This window comes from Rhodococcus sp. YH3-3 (assembly GCF_001653035.1).
GTDB classification, from domain to species: domain Bacteria; phylum Actinomycetota; class Actinomycetes; order Mycobacteriales; family Mycobacteriaceae; genus Rhodococcus_F; species Rhodococcus_F qingshengii.
The window spans coordinates 1,765,005-1,783,904 of the sequence record NZ_BCWH01000001.1 but is presented as its reverse complement, the minus strand read 5'-3'; the positions used below and the strand labels follow the sequence as shown (position 1 = coordinate 1,783,904).

The window sequence follows — 18,900 nt, the reverse complement described above, 5'->3', positions numbered from 1 at the left end:
CCGTATTCCGCACTGCGCGTCGCAGACTCAGAGGACCCGACTAGAGAATTGCGTCCGATTCACCACACAGAGAAGGGCCCTCGAGCATTGCTCGAGGGCCCTGTGAGGCGTCGGGATTTACCGTACGACCAGGTCAGATGACTGTCGACGTGACCTTTCGTTCGCCGACTGGATTGCTGTCCACGGACCCTTCCACGGCCACGTCAGCGACAACCGGATCGGAATCGTAGTAGTACTTGTACTCGTAGACACCACGACCGTTCAGCGGGGTCATCGTGATGACAGTACCGAGAATCGTCGCGCCCACACTGTGGAGATTGCCGACCGCCCTGCTCAGCTGTTCCCTCTTCGTCGTGCCGTGACGAGCAATCACTAGCGCACCGTCCGCCAGCGCTGAAAGAACTGCAGCATCCGTAACCGGAAGCAACGGCGAGGCGTCGATGATGACGTAGTCGAACCTTCTGCGGAGATCGGTAAAGACCGCATGGGCAGTGTCAGTGCCCAGAAGTTCGCTCGGGTTCGGGGGAATCGGACCTGAGGCAAGAACCGTCAGGTCAGCATTGCTCGTGACTTGAAGTACGTCGTCGAGATCTGCTTGCCCGGCCAGGACCGAGCTCAGACCAACGCTTCCGATAAGTCCCAGATACTTCGAAACGCGAGGCTTACGGAGGTCACCTTCGACGAGACACACCTTCTTGCCTGCCTCGGCTAACACGAGTGCGATGTTCACCGCAGTCGTGGTCTTTCCCTCGGAGGGAAGAGAACTCGTAACGACGATGACACTCGGTGGGCGATCCACGGCCAGGAACTGCAGATTGGTTCGCAGCTCGCGGTACGCCTCGGCACTTGCGGAGTTGCCCTCGTGGAAGTTGATCGCTTGATGAACTTCGCGTTCCTTGTCGAACGGAATTGTTCCCACCATCGCCGCGCCGGCGATGTCTTCGACCACCTTGCGCTCTTTGACGGTGTTGTCCAGGCGATCACGCACCACAGCCAACCCGATCCCCAGCAGAAGCCCGATCGCGGCACCGAGCGCCACGTTCCGCGAAGTCTTCGGCGACACCGGTTCCGCGGGAGTTTGTGCTCGCTGTTCGACAACGACGCGCGCAGGTGCTGTGCCACCATTTGCGGGCGTACCCAGATCTTTGACCATCACGACAAACTCGTCCGAGAGCGCATTTGCGATTTCACGTGCCAGTTCAGGCGACGCATCTTGCACGCTCAAATCGAGCAGTACTGTATCCGGCGCCGATGTGGCGGTCACCTTGGACGAAATCTCCGCAGCGGAAAGCCCGCCGAGTCGATCGGGCCCGACTGAATCGATCGTTCTCTGTGCCAGTGTCTCGCCGGTAAGGAGCTTGGCGTAGGAAGTGACCAACTGCTGTGAGAGCTGGTTACCTTGGTAAGCCTCGTTCACGGTTGTTCCGGTAGAAGTCGACACGAACAGGCGCGTGGAAGCCTGGTAGATCGGCGTGGCAATCAACGAGGCGCCCAATGCGCCCAAGATCACGACCACAGTGACGACAGCGACTATCTTCCACCGTGCCTGCAAAATCTTCAGGTAGTCCCGTACATCCATCGTCGAATCTCCTTCGGCTCGAACACGTATCACGTCTTCGAGTAGTAATCGACAGCCGCTGTCGAGCCGCTGCACTCAATGCAGGCTGAACGAGGCAGCCAATCTTCTATCGCGTGTCCCTGCGTCACAGCGCGAGGTATTTGCCGAAACAGCCAGGGGGGAGAGGCCTTCACGGCATCTCACACATCTCACTTCCTGGCCGATGCATGATCGGGAAGTGGCGAACACGCGACACTGACAAACCCGCGACACTGACATCGGGCCCACTCACACATCGCGCAGAGCAGACACAACGTGCAGCCAGGCTGAACTCTACTGCGTCATTGGTCTTTTCACCACCGCAACGGAGCCTCGAAACTTCCTAGACATCGTCAGTCGACTGTGCCGACCATGAAAGGGTCACATACCACAGCGGGCCGTAGGACCAACGTCCGTCGACGACCAACTACGCAACTTGCCGCCGGAAGTTGATGCATACCAACCGAACAAGGCAACATGCCCCTCACCCTGTGATGCACGAGCGGCTATCCCAGCATCTCCCCCGGCCACAGCTCGCTCGCTGACGGACTTTGGTCCCGGGCACACGGCCACTTCCCCTCGATGCCTACAACACCCACCCTCCGTGAAGGTTTCACCGGTTTACGGCCTTCCGAGACCTCGGTAGGTCCACCCTGCGTCGCGCCAGGTGGTCGGTTCCAGACAGTTACGTCCGTCGATGATGACCTTCTTGCGGACGACAGGTTCGAGGTCCGACGGCAACAACTTTCGAAACTCGGCCCACTCGGTCAGAACCAAGACGACATCAGCGCCTGCACACGCTTCAAGTGCGCTCGAAGTGTAAGTGAGGGTGGGGAACAACGCCTTCGAGTTTCCCATCGCCTTCGGGTCATAGACATTGACGGCAGCGCCTTGCAGCTGAATCTGCCCGGCAACGTTCAGCGCAGGTGAGTCGCGCACGTCGTCGGAGTCAGGCTTGAAGGCTGCACCGAGAACCGCCACATTGGCTCCGAGTAGAGAACCACACGCTTCTCGAGCCAGTTCGACCATCCGAGTACGACGACGCATGTTGATATTGTCGACTTCGCGTAGGAATGTGAGTGCTTGATCTGCTCCCAGCTCACCAGCACGTGCCATGAAAGCACGGATGTCCTTCGGTAAGCAGCCCCCACCGAAACCGATTCCGGCGTTGAGGAATCGCCTACCAATTCTCTCGTCATGGCCGATGGCATCGGCAAGAACGGTCACATCCGCACCTGAAGCCTCGCACACCTCCGAGATCGCATTGATGAACGAGATCTTCGTTGCCAGAAATGCATTGGCTGATGCTTTGACCAACTCCGAAGTCGCAAGGTCGGTCACAACAAAGGGAATACCTTCGTTCAAGAGTTGCTCGTACACTTCACGCGCAATCGATTCCGCACGTCCGGGTCGATTGCGGTCGACCCCGAGCACAAGCCGGTCCGGGTGAAGCGTGTCTTTCACCGCGTAGCCTTCCCGGAGAAATTCCGGGTTCCACGCCACCTCCACGTCTTGTCCGGCAGGCGCCAGTTCCCGTGCCCGCGCACCCAATCGCTCTGCTGTACCGACTGGCACAGTTGATTTCCCGAAGATTACGGTCGGCCTGGTCAAGAGGGGTGCGAGTGTCTCGATCACCGAATCGACAAAACGCATGTCGGCCGCGAACTCCCCCTTCTTCTGCGGCGTACCGACGCCGAGGAAGTGGATGTCGGCGAACTCTGCGGCCTCCTCGTAGGAAGCCGTGAATCGAAGACGTCCCGCGGCTATGTTGCGGCGCAGTACTTCCTCGAGTCCCGGTTCGTAGAAAGGAACCTCCCCAGCTTCGAGCATAGCGAGCTTGTTCGGATCAACATCCACCCCGAGAACCTCGTGACCCAACTCGGCCATGCAAGCTGCGTGTGTCGCCCCGAGGTAGCCTGTGCCGAATACCGCAATACGAGAAGTCATAACGATGTCTGCCTGTCGAAGTCGAGTTTACGTCGAATAATGCTGTAGTACTTCATGTCCTGATCGAATCGACGTTCTGTCGATACCACTCCACGGTCGATGCGATCCCCGCACGAAGATCAATCTTGGGCTGCCACCCCAAATCTCGAAGCTTCCCGATGTCAAGCAACTTCCGCGGCGTCCCGTCAGGTTTCGAATGATCCCATTCGATCTCGCCGTCGAACCCGATCTCGTCCGCCACGATCGCAGAGATCTCCGCGATGCTCTGGTCCTCGCCTGTACCAACATTGACGTGTTCTGCTCCGTCATAGTGGTCGAGCAAATGAAGGCAGGCATCCGCCATGTCGTCGACGTGGAGAAACTCGCGCCTCGGCGTCCCGCTGCCCCAGTTCACGACTGAAGCAGCTCCATCACGGCGCGCGTCGTCGAAGCGTCTGATGAGGGCTGGCAGCACATGAGAGCCCTTGGCAGAGAAGTTGTCACCCGGGCCGTAGAGATTGGTCGGCATCGCGGAGATCCACGGACGCCCGAACTGCTTTCGAACAGCCTGTACCTGCAGGATTCCCGCGATCTTGGCGATGGCATATGCATCGTTCGTCGGTTCCAAATGACCGGTCAGCAAATATTCTTCGCGAATCGGTTGAGGAGCGAATTTCGGGTAGATGCAGGATGATCCGAGGAACAGCAGGCGATCTACGTCGAACTCGGCCGCCGCGTCCATCACGTTCACCTGGATGCGAAGGTTGTCGGAGATGAAGTCCACCGGCAGTGTGCTGTTCGCCAGTATCCCGCCCACCTTGGCTGCCGCGAGGACCACGTTCTTCGGCCTCTCGGCGGCGAAGAACTCGAACACGGCACCGCGGTCGCGAAGATCGAGTTCGGCGGACGTGCGACCGACAAGGCGATTGAAACCGTCGGCCTCCAAACGACGCCAGATCGCTGAACCCACGAGTCCACGATGGCCCGCGACGTACACCGCATCGTTCCGATCGAGGGACTTCTGCGCGTACTCCCCCGTCATCGAGCGTGCTCCCAATCCACCAGGTTCGGGCGGTCGATCCAGGGCTTGCCCTCACACTTCAGAGCCTCGATGTCCGCATCGACCATGATTCGAGCCAGCTCGGGAGTATGTACAGTCGCCTTCCAGCCGAGCTTCTGCTCCGCCTTACCTGCATCTCCGATCAACGCATCTACTTCCGTCGGCCGCAGATAGCGCTCGTCGAAGCGCACATGATCTTCCCAGTTCAAACCGGCGTGCTCGAAGGCCACCGTCAGGAAATCCTTGACCGAGTAGTTACCGCCTGTCGCGAGCACGTAATCGTCCGGCTCGTCGGCCTGAAGCATCCTCCACATTCCCTCCACGTACTCCGGCGCGTAGCCCCAGTCGCGGATTGCATCGAGATTACCCATGTACAAATCGTTTTCCAGGCCGGCCTTGATCCGCGCCACCGCTCGCGTGATCTTGCGAGTTACGAATGTTTCGCCTCGCCGCGGAGATTCGTGGTTGAACAGAATTCCGTTCACGGCAAAGATCCCGTACGCCTCGCGGTAGTTCTTGGTGATCCAGTACGAGTACACCTTCGCCGCACCGTACGGCGATCGCGGATAGAAGGGAGTCTGCTCGTCCTGCGGAGGCGGTGTCGCACCGAACATCTCGGAGCTGGACGCCTGGTAGAACCTGCATTCGAGACCAGCCATCCGGACTGCTTCGAGCAGCCTGATCGACCCGATTCCCGTCGTGTCACCGGTATGTTCGGGCTCGTCGAAACTTACCCGTACATGGGACTGCGCTGCGAGGTTGTAGACCTCGTCCGGGCGTATCTGTGCGAGAAGAGTGACCAAACGCGCCCCGTCGCTGAGATCTCCGTAATGAAGGAACAGTTTTGCATCCGGCGTGTGGGGATCCACATACATGTGATCGATTCGAGCCGTATTGAACGTGGACGATCTACGAATAAGTCCGTGGACCTCGTATCCCTTGCTCAACAACAGCTCGGCCAGGTATGAACCGTCTTGGCCTGTAATTCCGGTAATCAGTGCACGTTTCACTTGAAACTCCGTCCTCGAAGCAGATACTTGTCTGCGAGTAGTCATCGGCCGAATTGTGTTGTGTGGGAGCAGCGAACCCACAACCAGAACTGAGAAACCCTCACGGCATTACTGCCTCCTTGATCCGCGATCTCAGATCCTCCAGTTCCGCGGCAGCGGAGTCCATTCCGCGAGAGATTCGGGTAGATTCGTCGTGCCCTAGATTCAAGCTGCCACCCGTCGCATCGTCCATCCAGGAGGCCTGCGGTGCGAGTACCGGTTCCAGCGAATCCCTCAGCTTCGGTACCGAACTACTACCCGACATCACCGGTATCGATCCGCCTCGAGCGCTCAGGATCAAAACATGGAGGCGGTCACTGACGGTTACGGCGGCGCGCTCGTACAGGGCGCGGACAGCCGACTCCTGTTGCCGATGGGTCGTGTCATCGTCCCATCCCACGTAGGGAATACCCAGCGTCGCAGCAACTTCGCGGTTGTGGCTGTCGTCCTCGACAACCTGGCAACAGGCCATCAAATCCAAACCATTTGCCGAGAACTGACTTTGGATCGACCGAAGGGACGCGTAGTTCACCGGTCGGTCATGCCGAAGTGAAAGCAAGGCTATTTCTCGGCGCGCAGATTCTCGGCCAGCAGACTTCGCTCCGTCGGATACACCGGCCCCGAACGCGAGATCGGGATAGAACCGACTCTTACCTCGCAGGTACTCACACGTCCTTTTGTCACGTGCCGCGTAGACGTCGGCTACGCCGACGAGGATCTTCTCGGGTACTGCCGCCATTGGGCTTCGTACCTCGATCGACCGTCCCAAAACGAGGACTCGTGTACCGAACATGCGAAGCACCGCAAAGACTGTCACCAACAACGAGTGCTTGACGACGCTTGCTGCTGATGCCCCCAGAACCGCCGGCCCAGGTGCCATCACGATCACTGCCCGCTTTCGGCGCACTGTATCGGACAAAATCGCTCGCCAGAAGTTGATACCCGAATCCATCACCTCGTCGGTTGGTTCCCAATCGAAGGCATCGACGTACTCCGCGCTCATACTGCCCGAAAATACAACGGGTCTGAACCCCAGTTCACGCATGTAGTCGACTGCTGTTCGGCGTATCTCGATGTCACCCAGATTGCCCTGAGCTGCTGCGATACTCATGAAGAACCTACGCATGGGGATCCCTCCTCATTGCAACGACAACGACACAGGTCAGCAATGCGGTTTGAAGTACATAGCTGAGCGAGAGCGACCACCCCGCTCCGAGCGCCCCGTAACGGGGGGCAGCCAGCACGATTCCGACGAGGCAGATCGAGGTGCTCACAACCGTTATGTAGGAGACGATTTCAACTCTGCCCGTACCTTGCAGGATCGCATTCAATTGGGACGAGATCGCTGCGAAGATCAAACTGAAGCAGACGACCTGCATTACCGGTACCGCGTCTACGTACGCATCGCCCAAAATCGGTGGAACGAGTACAGGGATGACAGCTGCGATCACACCGAAGATCACCGCGCTTGCGATGCATACGTACATCGCGGGTCGCAGAATGCCCTGGGTGATTCGCCCGGTCGTCGAGCGCGCCGCCGCAGGCATGAGAACTGCCGCAAACGATGTGGGAATCAGCCGCAACGGAGTGGTGATACGACTCGTCACGCCGTAGATTCCGGAGACGGCCGGTGACGTGACAAGTCCAACCAGCAGTACGTCGAAGTTGCGCGTCTGAGTAGCAACGGAATTCAACCAGAAGTGCGAGGACTTGCCGATGATCGACTTGTACGAGCGTCTCGATCTGACACGAGTGATCGCCGGTCCGAGCCGAATGGCCACGAAGACAGCGATCATCGAAGAGAACGCGAGGCCCACGGAATACCAGAACACTGCGTCGACTCCTGCGAGCCAAGCGGCCGCAACAAAAACGAGAGCAAGTGCTCGCCGGAGGAGCAACGACACCGCGTTCTGCCAGGTATTCCCGTCAGCGAGTGGTAGCGAGAGCAGCGTCTCGACGTAATTGTCCAGAACAACCCAAGCTGTCAACGGCACTACGAACCAAAGCTTCGGCTCGAAGACCGCGGCTACCGCCGCGGTAAATGCCAGCAATGCACCGACGGCCAGGTTGGCGCGGCGCGAGAACTCCAAGGTCGACGCGATGAGGGGTTCCTGGTCACCCAACGCACGGATCCGAACCAGAAATGGGGTGAACCCGAAGTTCAGAATGGTCTGAAGCACCAGTCCGACACCATAAGCCGCAGCGAAGATTCCAAAGCCGGACGGACCGGAGATACGCGCGAGTAGGACCATACTCAGTGCCTGAATCAACGCACCGACAAGACGTCCGCCGGCGATTCCCGTGAACTGAACCACCAAGGGGTTCGTCATCACCTTCATGTTCCACCACCCGGGCACTCGAACGCGTGCGGAACCCCGGCGCAGCGCGGTCGTGCGCCCTTCATGGTCGTCCGATCGACGAAACCGGGGCGCGGACGATCGAACTCGCCGGAACATCGGATGTAACAAGGCAATTTGCGCCGATAACCGAGTGGTCACCGACCGACGTGCCGCGGAGAATTGTGGACCTGGCCGCAATCCACACTCCGTTGCCGATGACGATCGGTCCGTTGTCGAACTCGAAAGTCCGTGACTGTCTGCTGTGACTGCCCGCGCACAGAAAGACGTCCTGCGAGACACAACTGTTCGACCCGATACTCACCGGTTCGAGATTGAGGATCCATGCTCCCTCACCCACCCAAGTGTTATCACCGATCGACAGTTTCCACGGCCAATGGATCTTCACGCCGTGCCGAATCAGGACTCCATCACCGATCTCAGCGCCGAACAGTCTGAGAATGGCAACTCGTATGCGTGCCGGCACGAACCAGGCCCGGAACAGTGGTGCCACCGCGAGCCAGGCGACCTGCACTGATGCCGGACGTCCCTTGTCGTATCCTGCCCCGGTGAATTCGCCGAGGGAGAGCTGCGGGTGTGTCATCGCGCTCGGGCTTGCGTCGGTCGAGTCGGCAAACTGTCTCGATTGATGAGTCCGTCGAAGAGGTCACCGAACGCGGTGGTGGCAGAGCCGGGAGACAAGGTTTCGTGCACGTACTCCCCCCCGTTTCGCGCGAGTTGAGCGGCACGGACGGGGTCGGAAACCAGCATCTCTATTTCACGTACCAATGCTTCCGGATTTCCGGCGTCAACACGTACTCCCGCCCCGGACAGGGCGATCTCCTCGCCGGAGGCACTGTCCGAAGATGTAGCCGCGACGACAGGTACCCCTGAAGCGAAATACGATGTAAGTTTGCTCGGAACGGCCATACTGCGAAGATCGGCCAACTCGTTGAGAAGTAATGCGTCCGCTGCTCGCAGCACATCGGTGAAGTCCTCGCCGCCAACAGGATCCATGAATTCGATCCCGGTGCATCCCTCGGACAGCTCTTCGAGATGGGCCCGCTGATTCCCATCCCCCATCAGTACGAATTTGATGTCGGACTGGCGCGGCCCAAGTAAATGCGCGGCGTTCACCACGTTCTCGAGCCCTTGCTTTGCACCCATATTGCCGGCATGCAGAACTATCTTCTGTTCCGGCCCCCAGCCCAATCGCTTTCGCGAATCTTCTCGGGTGCAGGCAGACTGGGAGAGATCCAGGTGGGTCCAGTTCCTGATGACTGTGACGCTGCTCGAGTCGACTCCGAGGTTGTCCTGCGCATGCTTCGCGAACCGCGGGTGGATCACGACGACGTGATCGGACTTTCGCAAGATCCAGGATTCGGCTCGATCGACGAGAGACGACAGGCCTCCGCTCAGCTGACCGGTCTCGGACGCGCCCAGTCCGTAGAAGTCCTGCACCCACAGCACCACGGGTGTGCGCGATCGAAGGAGCCTGGTCCTGATGACAAATGCCGCCGAGGACAAAAGTGTAGGACTTAAACACAGTATGAGGTCTGCTCGATGGAAAAGAGTCGCCCAGGTCGCCCTCAAAGCGAAACTTGCCTCCATCAGAATTCTTCGCAGGAAGCTGGGATTCCGGGGGATGTAATGACGAAGTCTTTGAACCGTCAGATTTTCTGACTGCTCTACGGAAGACAGACCTGAGAAGCCATCCATCTTTCGCCAGAATGGATAGTGCGGATACCCTGTCACTACCCTGACGTCAGCACCGGCATCCGCTATCGCATTTGCCAAACCCTCCGTGTACGGAGCGATACCGGTTGGCTCAGGAGAATAGTTGATTCCCACGATCAGGATTTTATTTCCCTGATTATCCATCGTGCTCATTTCCCTTTTCAGCTAACTCAGGACGGCAGTCCGTGCACAGCTTGCAGGTGTGCACTTCTCTGCGTGTCACTCTCGAATCGTTCGGCGACTTTCCGTGCCGGAACTCCGACATTCACCGAGAAACTCTCGACGTCGTTCGTCACGACCGAACCGGCTCCGATAACCGCACCGTCACCGATCTTCACACCGCTCAATATCACCGAACAGGCGCCTATCCATACGTCTGTTCCAATTTCGACAGAATCGCGTGCACCAGACTGACGGTCCCCCACCCACGTCGACGCGAGCATCGGAATACCCACCTCGTCGATCGCGTGGTCTTCGCGCCCCACGATGTAGACGTTCATTCCGATCATGACGTGGGATCCGATGGAGCCGTCTACCTGAATAACGGTTCGGGGTCCGACGCTGACATTATCGCCGATATTCAGCCGGTGAGGCGCACTGATGATGGCTCCACGGCCGGCGTTGAAGTCGCGCCCTACTGAAACATTCCCGTTCGATATTGCGAGTCCATTCATTATTCCGCGAAGGGCTCGCCTGACACCTGACGGTAGGCGTGATCGGTTGCTCATCGTACGACCATCTCCTTGGGCCATCCCTCATTGTCGAATTCGACGACCTGACCTCGCAACGCAGCAGAGATCCCCGATGCCATGGTTTCGGCGGAATAGAGATCCCCTACCTTCGCTGAAACTTTCTCCGCTGGAACGGGATTGGAGACAAGATGCAAGAAGTAGTCTCGCAGCGCCGCAGCCAGCGACTCCTCGGTCGTCGGTGAGTAACTCTGCATAGGACCGACAGCAGCAAGTTCGATCTCGGGGGCGTGCGGGGCGTCCTCGGGGTACAGCATCGGGACTCCGAATCCCAAACTCTGAGTGACACTCAACCCGACGTATCCGGGAGAGATCGACATGATTGAGCGTGCGTAGATTTCAGCAAGTTCGATCGGACGTTCAATGCGTCCGTGTACCACAACGGACTCTTCCAGACCTAAATCGAGAATTTGCCGTTCTATCGTTTCCACCGCATTGCCGAAACCCACGATTTCCAACACGGCACCCTCGTCGACGAGGCCTGATTGGTGGAAAGCCGGAACCAATTGATCGACGTTCTTCTCGGCAACCAATCGGCCGACATAGACAATTGATTTACGCGATTCACCGGTGTTACCAGCGTTGATGTCAGCGCGTTTGTACAAAGAATTGGGTGCAACCCAAACTGGTTGGCCTGGAACCTCGAGCTTGGCTGGGACCACACTGGCGTACCCGTAAAGAATGGTCCCCTGAGACAAGCGGCGCATCGTTCTCCGAAGGAAAGCCGTCTTCGACGAAGAACCTTGCCTGGGATGCAAATGGCCCCAAAGAAGAGTACGGCGACGCGCTATTCGTCGAAGGACCAAAATACTCCACGATGTGAGACTACGGGGGTTCAAATCCAGGATAGTCACGGACGCTGAAAGCGGATTTTTCCAAGAACCCACCTGAAGAAGAACCTTGTCACCGAAGATTCCGATCCGTCGAACGCGGTCGTAGAAATCCGTGTCGATGCCAGTTCGTACCGTGGAATCCAACCCGTAGTCCGAAGCCAGAATATCGAGATTTCCTTCCTCCATCTCACGCAACACCTCGATGCACGGATTCCGATACGTTGGAATCACCGCCAAATACATCGAGTATTTTTTTGATGACATCGAGCCTGCTCCCCCAAAGTTCTCATCGAGCACCACCGATTGGCCAGTGTGCATTGCGCAGTTCCCTTACTTCGGATCCCAGGCAGGGTTCGCCGGGAATGGCGAATCGGATTCGCGATACGAATACGAAAGACTGACTGACTGACTGACTGAACGGATCAGTATGCGCCGTCACTAGCCATTACGGCTTTGAGCGTCTTCACGACGATCATCACGTCCCCGACCATCGACCAGTTGTCGACATAGGACAGATCCAGCCGAACGGTTTCTTCCCACGAAAGATCCGAGCGCCCGCTCACCTGCCACAAACCGGTGATACCCGGTTTGACCAGCAGTCGCCTTTTCACGGCCCCGTCGTATGCCTCTACCTCACGCCTCAACGGCGGTCTCGGACCAACTACGCTCATCTCGCGCCGGAGCACATTGACGAACTGAGGCAACTCGTCAATCGAAAACTTTCGAATGACGCGCCCCACCTTGGTAACCCGAGGATCGTCACGCATCTTGAACAGGACACCGGCGCCCTCGTTATCCGACAGCAGGCTGTCGACCTGCGTATCTGCGTTCTGAACCATCGATCGGAACTTCAGCATCGGAAAGGGAACCCCGTCCAATCCCATTCGCTCCGACCGATAGAGCACAGGACCCCGACTGGTGAACTTGACTGCCAACGCCGTCACGATCAAAACGGGACTGATCAAAATGAGAATTACAGATGCGAAAACGACGTCGAAGGCTGTCTTGGCGAACCGTTGAGCACCGTGGTATCGCGGACGTTCGACGTGAATCAGTGGAAGGCCCGCCACCGGCCGCATCGACAGTCGCGGACCGGAAACATCCAGGATTCCCGGTGCCACAACAAGATCGACGTCCTTACACTCCAGATCCCAGGCCAGTTTCCGCATACCGTCGTAGCCGAGGTGTTCCGTCGCCGTAACCGCCACCGCATCGGCTCCGACCAAGTCGAGTGCGTCGGTCACATCGTGCTCGTCCCCGAGGACCGGTATTTCGTTGCCGTCGACCACGATGACTCTGTCGCGACGACCTAGTTGACTGGGTTGGCAGACGCCCACGACCCGGTACCCGTCACCGGGAGCTCGTTCGAAGGTTTGGGCCATTTTCTTGACTGCAACCGGGCTTCCCACGACTAAGACGGACGTCTGGAAATCGCCGCGCGAGCGCTTCCTCGCAATCACCTTTCGCCAGATCCAGCGGCTCGCCATCAGCGCGGTCAGACCGACAGGAAATGCGAAGGCCAGATAGAGCCGCGCGATGTCCAACTGCAACAGCAAGCTGACAATCGCAATGAGTCCGAAGAGGCGAACTGTCGCGACGAAGATTCGCCTGTACTCTTCGGGTCCGCTGCCGATCACACGAATCGAGCGAGTGCGAAAGATCCCCAACGACGATAACCACATCGCCGCCAATGCAATTGACACACCGGTGTAGCTGAGTTGCCCGAGGATTCCGGGGCTCACTGCGCGGCTGTCTCCACCGAATCGCAGCCATTGAGCCAGGAAAACCGTCGCCACGATGATCACCGAATCGCCCAGGAACAGCCTTCTGCGGTACGCCGTTTCCCATTCCCTCCGAGAAGTCGATCCGCGGCGGAGGTCGGGCACTGCGCGGGGAAGCGTGTGCTTGGTCTTGCCCAGTGTGGACACGTCGAGCGCCGTCACGTGATCAGTCCCTTCCTCATTCGTGGAATCCGTGTGTCGTTGAATCCGTGTGTCGTTGACAGGTGTTGAGCGTGATTCACCAGATTTGAGCAATCCACTGGAACAGCAAATTGCTCGCTTCGATCCGAAGAGTGCAATTGTTCGAGAATCGGAACGCTCTCACGCTCCGAGTGGATTACATTTCAGCACTGTCCGCGCGCAGGATCAAACGCAAAGTCGCCCCAGTTCAGGCCTGTAGTCGCCCGCACCCCTACCTATTCCAATGTGGCCGCAACGCAAGCGCTTTGCCTCTCACCGTTCGGAGGCGGAGCGCCTGGAACAACAGAACGAAAGATCGATTCAGAGGCAACTATCGCGTTACTTCGACGAAAGTGCGGCAAAGCGAAGGACCTTACTCGTCAGTAGGCGGTTGCCACAGGGCAACGCATTACCGATACGGCCTGAATAGAGGATCATTTCCATTGGTAACCAACGCAATGACTTTCGCCGACATAAGGTGCCTGCGCCGTTGGGGACCTACGTCCCCGGCAGGGATCTTGGTCCCTATTGCCGATTCGATGTGCAATTCGAAGGCGAATAGCCCTACAGCCCTTGCTGATACAGGCTTCAACATCGAAACAAGATCAGGTCACTCGTCCAGTTCGCAACAAGCAAGCTCCGAAAAGAAAATTTTCCTTCGTCTCAATATGTGGGATTTCTGCCCCGCTTCGGCCGTTCCGCAGCGGCCGGTGCTCGGATTCGCACCTTGTGATCGATCACGTAAGGTCGACCAAAGTCGGGTTCGCTGACACAACCTCGCTGCAGCCGACACAGCCGGAGTGGACGACCAGTTCGAATAGGACTACATATCTTGAAGATTCGCGACCTACGCACGCAGTCGGGAATTATCCCCCGCCTCACAGTACGTTGGCTGATGATTGCAGCCGCGACAATCTTTGCTTTCTGGCCCACCTGGACCAATTTGTGGAGGAGCACCGCGAGCGGTACCGCCATCGGATACGTTTTTGTCCTCCCTTTGCTCTGCCTGATAGCCGCCGTCGGAACAGATTTGCGACGCGGCCCGGACCTTCCGATCCACGACCGTGAGACGGACAAGATTGTCGGTGGTATCGGCTTACTTGTTTCTCTGGGTTTACAGGCACTCCTCATGCCACGTTTTGCCGAGAACTATGAATTGATGCATATCGATGTAATCGCGGCATGGGTATTTGTCTGGAGCGCAGCGGTTCTCATGTTCGGGCTGCGTCCGGTGAACCGCTACTGGGCAATCTGGGTTGTTCCGATCGTCCTGGCGCCGCTCATCTACCGCACGCTGGCGACCGAACTCGGCGGCACGCGATTCGACTACAGCATCATCATGGTGCTGGTCGCCTCGGCCGCAACGACGATCGCCGTCAGTAGGACCTGGAGACGGGGATTCGCCGGGTTCGTCGCTTCGTCCGTCCTGGGTGCTGCCTTGGTCTACTACCTCTCGCGGCAGTACCCGACTGCACCCTTGTTCAGCGTCCAGCTGCTACCAGCAATAGGTAGTGCGTTACTGGTAGGCGGGTTCTTCTACCTGTACGAGCGACGTGGAAGGTCATGGAAGCCGTTCGACCGTCCGCTCCGGAATCCCTCGACGTCAACCAGCAACTGGACGATCCTGGTGGTGTTCGCCGCGGCAATCGTGATGTTTTTTACGCCAGTGCCCACCACTCAGGGCGTTCCGGTCTCAGTAGGTCCGCCGGCGACTGCTGATCCACGCCTCATCGTCCCCGCCGGTTGGCGTGAGATCTCAACCGACGAATACGATTGGCCGAGAAAATACTTCGGTTCCACCTCGGCACTCACTCGCCAGACAATTCGTGCTGACACACCCAACCCTGCCTGGGACACCCAGATGCGACCACGCACCGTCCAAATGGACGTTGTTCAAGTGCGTCGCCCGTCTACTCTGTCTGTCTATCCGAGCAATACAACCTATGATCTCCAGAACGCACGTGTCAGCCCCACCGTACGAGTTGAGTTGACTCGTGGAGTTGTCGCGGAAATGTACACAGTTGTCGACGACTCCCTCCTACTCACCTGGAGCAACCTCAATTTCGTGTGGACACGCGGCGACGGTGCCGCACAACGCGTCACACTCTTGACAGTGGACAATCATGAACCGAATGCCTTGTTCCCCGAACCGAAACCATCGATGGCTTCGAATGGAAGCAACACCTTGGCAGTTCTACTCAGAGGCAGGATATCTACTGTCGACAGCGAATCTCAGTACAAGGATCTAGGTATGCTCCAGTCCCTCGGAAGGCTTGTCGTGGAGGCACAGAAGTGGTAGATCCCGATCTCTCGGTTGAGGACGAAAGCTCGGAAGAATTCAAACGAGTTGCACTTCACGATGCTGTGAACGGACTGCGTGAACGTAAACCGATTTCGTCGGCATCAGTTGCGTTCTATCCGTGGCAGCGCAACATCCTGTTCCTGATTCTCGTGATCACCGTTGTGTGTCTGGTCTTCTTCCTTACTCCCACGCTCATCGTTCTCACATTGGCATGCACGCTCGGGTACGTATGGGCGATGGTGGATCGCCTAGTGCTGTTCACACGAGGTCTGGATGCCTCCTCGATCGTGACGATCAGCGATCAGGAGGCAAGCTCGCTTTCCGATGAAGAACTACCGCACTACACAATCCTTGTGCCGGCGTACAACGAGCCGGAAGTAGTCGGAGACCTGATTTCCGCTATGCGTGCGATCGACTACCCCTCGAACAAATTGCAGGTGCTGTTGCTCCTCGAAGAGGATGACACCGTCACCATCGACGCGGCGACTGCCGCCGGAGTCGATGCCGTGGTGAGTATCTTGAAGGTCCCTGCTGCAGATCCGCGCACCAAACCCAAAGCCTGCAACTACGGATTGCACTTCTCTACGGGCGAGATAATCACCATCTACGACGCCGAGGACTCACCGGATCCGCTCCAGTTACGCCGTGTGGTGGCAACCTTCGCGAAGCTTCCATCGAATACCGCGTGCGTTCAGGCGAAACTCGCATTTCACAACGGGACTCAGAATTTGTTGACCGCGTGGTTCACGGCCGACTACGCCCTCTGGTTCAATTTCATCCTCCCAGGACTGATGCGCAGTCAGTCACCGATTCCCTTGGGAGGCACGTCCAATCACCTTCGACGAAGTGTGCTCGACGAGATCGGCGCCTGGGACCCCTTCAACGTCACGGAGGACGCAGATCTCGGAGTTCGCATCGCGGAGAGCGGCTACCGGACCGCTGTTCTGAACTCGACGACGCTGGAGGAGGCCAACAGCGACACGATCAACTGGATCCGACAACGCTCACGCTGGTACAAGGGTTACCTGCAGACTTGGTTGGTTCACATGCGTCAACCTGTGAAACTGTGGCGCGGACTCGGCACGGTCGGATTTCTACGCTTCACCATCTTGATGGCGGGGACACCCATTGTGGCGACACTGAACATGGCGTTCTGGCTGATCAGTCTGGGTTGGATTCTCGGCCAGCCCGAGGTCATCCACGACGTGTTTCCCAACTACGTCTATTTTCCCGCCCTCGTGTCACTCGTATTCGGTAACGCCGCAGTCCTTTACATGAACCTGGTGGCATGCCGAGAGACGCGAAATCCTATGCTGCTGATAGCTTGCCTGACCGCTCCGCTTTACTGGGTCTTGATGAGCATCGCAGCCATCAAAGGCACATATCAGTTGATACGCAACCCGTCTTACTGGGAGAAGACCTTCCATGGCTTGAACACGTAAGCTCAATTCCCGATCAACTCTTGTTGCGCGGGTGAGCTTTGAAGCTTGCGGTCCGATCACTGCCGGCCGAAAGACATGCAAACGCGAGTACGACCGGTAGCCAGTAGTACGCCTGCTCGAAAAATGCCGAGGTCAGTGCGAATGTCATCATCGCGACCAGCACGCCGGCCGCGGCGGCGTTCTTGCCGGACTTCATCGATCTGAACGCAACCAATGCCGTCGCGCAGATGATGAGTCCCACAGCCAGGGCAAGCACCACCCCGCCTTGGTACCAAGACCGTAGAAACACATTGTGGACGACTGTGACGTTGTCGAACGAGGCCGCATTGGCAGCGTTCAGACCCACCCCGGACAGCGGATGCGCGCGAATAGCATCCCAAGCGAATCCGTAAGTGTCGTTACGGATCTCGAGTGTGCTGACGGCTTTGGTCTGCCCTGTGACCTGAAGGTATCGATCGGCCGGCGTCTCCAGGTGCTTTCCGAACTCGGTGTAGGTGATTGCGACCCAGAAGAGAACAGAGGCGCCGACAAAACTCTTGACGATGGTGGTGATCTTCACTCGCGAAGAAATCGCCACGACGATCAATCCGATCGCGCATGCCGACAACGAACTCAAACTACCGGTTGCCAGCAGTCCCACCGCGTTCACAATCGATATCAGCACCAGAACGACCCGATTTCCTACCTTTCGCACTGCAGCCCCCAGGCACAGAATCAGCGCAAGCGAGGACATGATGCCCAGAACGTTCGGGTGACCTGCCAGACCTGGAGCACGACCGTTCACAACACCGAAACCGAAGACGGATGAACCGGCCAATTGGATAGCGGCGGCCAGAGCAGAAACCGATTGGCTTGCTATGAACGCAATGCATACACGCCTGACAAAACCCGGATCACGCCGGACATTGGCGACCATCACAAATATTCCGAGCCCGAGAACTATGAAAAGTTGGATTCCAACATAAAGATTTCCGCCGATATCATTGCCACGCGTCGCTGTTACCGTTGCGACGAGAGCGGCGTAGCCGGCGGTCAACCAGACGCCGACAAACTGCGGCCGAGCAACTCGTCCCAGCGCTACTGACGCCACGATGACCGCAAGCACTGCCATCGCCCACAACTGCGTGACGGCGCCGGGCAACGAGCGGTATATCGGAACTGCGATCGCGATCGCCATCCACACAGCGGTAGTCGGCGACAAAGGAATTCTGCCTGTTCGCCCTGCCGTCGAAGCGGCATCATTCCGAAGACCTTGAGGTCTGACTTGACTCGGCGTTGTCATTGAGTTCCTGCTTCCGACAATCGAATTTTTTGCATTTCACCCTCGATTTCACCCTTCGCCGACGCCGGGCTGAATAATCCCCGCTCAGCGCAGAAGTCATCCTCTGTCGGCAACGTCGCGTAACTGCAAATAAGCGAATCGTCGACGCAAAACTTTGCCACGACATGGCAGATATCCAATTGTCCTCGACTCGTGGCCGAAAGGAAGTGGCATATACGTCTCGGCTCAGGCAATATGACCGCTATGAGTGGTTTCTCCGCATGGGTCGAGAATCAACTGGAACTTCGCTCGTTCGGCGACATCCAGGAAGCTGCGCGTGCGCTGAAGATTCGACCTTCCGAGCTGAGTCGATGGCTGTCGGCTAAACGCCCTCCCACGCAGGACACGATGCGGACGGCATGTCAGGTCTTCGACGCTCCGATCATGGAGGTCCTCGTAGCCGCCGGTTATCTGACCTCTGAGGAAGCGGAGCCGGGGATGACTCCACCGTCGATCGTCGCGACGATTTCGACACAGTCCCTGGTGGACGAACTCACCCGACGCGGTATCGACCGACAAAGTGAATGAATCCGGGCTACCGACATTCACATACGCGCTAGCCGAACATGGTGCAGATTCTCGTGCAC

15 protein-coding genes are annotated in these 18,900 nt (G+C 57.8%); 3 read left to right on the top strand and 12 right to left on the bottom strand.

Features of this window, described 5'->3' with window-relative positions; all coding sequences use genetic code 11:
• Positions 1-133: 133 nt before the first annotated feature.
• From YH3_RS08355 to YH3_RS08300, 11 genes are all read right to left on the bottom strand, one after another.
• Positions 134-1,579 carry a polysaccharide biosynthesis tyrosine autokinase gene (locus YH3_RS08355; protein WP_007726623.1) on the bottom strand — a complete coding sequence of 482 codons (1,446 nt, stop codon included), beginning with the start codon at positions 1,577-1,579 and terminating at the stop codon, positions 134-136.
• 639 nt (positions 1,580-2,218) lie between these two features.
• Positions 2,219-3,544: a UDP-glucose/GDP-mannose dehydrogenase family protein gene (locus YH3_RS08350; protein ID WP_007726621.1), complete on the bottom strand. Its 1,326-nt coding sequence runs from the start codon at positions 3,542-3,544 to the stop codon at positions 2,219-2,221.
• Between the two features lie 52 nt (positions 3,545-3,596).
• A complete protein-coding gene (locus YH3_RS08345) occupies positions 3,597-4,565 on the bottom strand; it encodes a GDP-L-fucose synthase (protein ID WP_054187555.1) in 969 nt (322 codons plus the stop codon).
• Positions 4,562-5,593 carry a GDP-mannose 4,6-dehydratase gene (gene gmd, locus YH3_RS08340; protein ID WP_181991934.1) on the bottom strand — a complete coding sequence of 344 codons (1,032 nt, stop codon included), beginning with the start codon at positions 5,591-5,593 and terminating at the stop codon, positions 4,562-4,564. Before gmd ends, YH3_RS08345 begins: the two co-directional genes overlap by 4 nt.
• 100 nt (positions 5,594-5,693) lie before the next feature.
• Positions 5,694-6,758 (bottom strand): polysaccharide pyruvyl transferase family protein, encoded by a 1,065-nt coding sequence (locus YH3_RS08335; protein ID WP_064443238.1) that lies wholly within the window; start codon positions 6,756-6,758, stop codon positions 5,694-5,696.
• Positions 6,751-7,962 (bottom strand): lipopolysaccharide biosynthesis protein, encoded by a 1,212-nt coding sequence (locus YH3_RS08330; protein ID WP_193777150.1) that lies wholly within the window; start codon positions 7,960-7,962, stop codon positions 6,751-6,753. The genes YH3_RS08335 and YH3_RS08330 overlap by 8 nt, the downstream gene beginning before the upstream one ends.
• 70 nt (positions 7,963-8,032) lie before the next feature.
• Positions 8,033-8,572 carry a DapH/DapD/GlmU-related protein gene (locus tag YH3_RS08325; RefSeq protein ID WP_064443236.1) on the bottom strand — a complete coding sequence of 180 codons (540 nt, stop codon included), beginning with the start codon at positions 8,570-8,572 and terminating at the stop codon, positions 8,033-8,035.
• Positions 8,569-9,849 (bottom strand): glycosyltransferase, encoded by a 1,281-nt coding sequence (locus tag YH3_RS08320; RefSeq protein ID WP_164490553.1) that lies wholly within the window; start codon positions 9,847-9,849, stop codon positions 8,569-8,571. Before YH3_RS08320 ends, YH3_RS08325 begins: the two co-directional genes overlap by 4 nt.
• Before the next feature lie 26 nt (positions 9,850-9,875).
• Entirely contained in the window at positions 9,876-10,433 is a 558-nt protein-coding gene (locus tag YH3_RS37125) for a DapH/DapD/GlmU-related protein (RefSeq protein WP_274522678.1), read from the bottom strand.
• Positions 10,430-11,587 carry a glycosyltransferase gene (locus YH3_RS08310; RefSeq protein WP_193777149.1) on the bottom strand — a complete coding sequence of 386 codons (1,158 nt, stop codon included), beginning with the start codon at positions 11,585-11,587 and terminating at the stop codon, positions 10,430-10,432. Before YH3_RS08310 ends, YH3_RS37125 begins: the two co-directional genes overlap by 4 nt.
• 122 nt (positions 11,588-11,709) lie before the next feature.
• Positions 11,710-13,230, bottom strand: a complete 1,521-nt coding sequence (locus YH3_RS08300; RefSeq protein ID WP_064443494.1) for a sugar transferase — start codon at positions 13,228-13,230, stop codon at positions 11,710-11,712.
• 850 nt (positions 13,231-14,080) lie between these two features.
• Between YH3_RS08300 and YH3_RS08295 the strand changes: the two genes are divergently transcribed.
• Entirely contained in the window at positions 14,081-15,547 is a 1,467-nt protein-coding gene (locus tag YH3_RS08295; RefSeq protein WP_238592546.1) for a hypothetical protein, read from the top strand.
• Positions 15,541-16,992, top strand: a complete 1,452-nt coding sequence (locus tag YH3_RS08290; RefSeq protein WP_058038950.1) for a glycosyltransferase — start codon at positions 15,541-15,543, stop codon at positions 16,990-16,992. The genes YH3_RS08295 and YH3_RS08290 overlap by 7 nt, the downstream gene beginning before the upstream one ends.
• A gap of 13 nt (positions 16,993-17,005) precedes the next feature.
• Here YH3_RS08290 and YH3_RS08285 read toward each other — a convergent pair whose 3' ends face one another.
• Positions 17,006-18,169: an O-antigen ligase gene (locus tag YH3_RS08285; protein ID WP_064443233.1), complete on the bottom strand. Its 1,164-nt coding sequence runs from the start codon at positions 18,167-18,169 to the stop codon at positions 17,006-17,008.
• Between the two features lie 348 nt (positions 18,170-18,517).
• On the opposite strand from YH3_RS08285, the gene YH3_RS08280 reads away from it, so the two are divergent.
• On the top strand, positions 18,518-18,841 hold the full coding sequence (locus tag YH3_RS08280) for a helix-turn-helix transcriptional regulator (RefSeq protein WP_223304618.1): 324 nt from the start codon (positions 18,518-18,520) through the stop codon (positions 18,839-18,841).
• The last annotated feature ends 59 nt before the right edge of the window (positions 18,842-18,900 follow it).

Excerpts from the sequence above, each read along its gene's own strand:
- YH3_RS08350 (WP_007726621.1), bottom strand. The coding sequence starts at position 3,544 with ATGACTTCTCGTATTGCGGTATTCGGCACAGGCTACCTCGGGGCGACA.
- YH3_RS08285 (WP_064443233.1), bottom strand. The coding sequence starts at position 18,169 with ATGGCGATCGCGATCGCAGTTCCGATATACCGCTCGTTGCCCGGCGCC.
- YH3_RS08335 (WP_064443238.1), bottom strand. The coding sequence starts at position 6,758 with ATGCGTAGGTTCTTCATGAGTATCGCAGCAGCTCAGGGCAATCTGGGT.
- YH3_RS08280 (WP_223304618.1), top strand. The coding sequence starts at position 18,518 with ATGAGTGGTTTCTCCGCATGGGTCGAGAATCAACTGGAACTTCGCTCG.
- YH3_RS08330 (WP_193777150.1), bottom strand. The coding sequence starts at position 7,962 with ATGACGAACCCCTTGGTGGTTCAGTTCACGGGAATCGCCGGCGGACGT.
- YH3_RS08345 (WP_054187555.1), bottom strand. The coding sequence starts at position 4,565 with ATGACGGGGGAGTACGCGCAGAAGTCCCTCGATCGGAACGATGCGGTG.
- YH3_RS08320 (WP_164490553.1), bottom strand. The coding sequence starts at position 9,849 with ATGGATAATCAGGGAAATAAAATCCTGATCGTGGGAATCAACTATTCT.
- YH3_RS08325 (WP_064443236.1), bottom strand. The coding sequence starts at position 8,572 with ATGACACACCCGCAGCTCTCCCTCGGCGAATTCACCGGGGCAGGATAC.
- YH3_RS08355 (WP_007726623.1), bottom strand. The coding sequence starts at position 1,579 with ATGGATGTACGGGACTACCTGAAGATTTTGCAGGCACGGTGGAAGATA.
- YH3_RS37125 (WP_274522678.1), bottom strand. The coding sequence starts at position 10,433 with ATGAGCAACCGATCACGCCTACCGTCAGGTGTCAGGCGAGCCCTTCGC.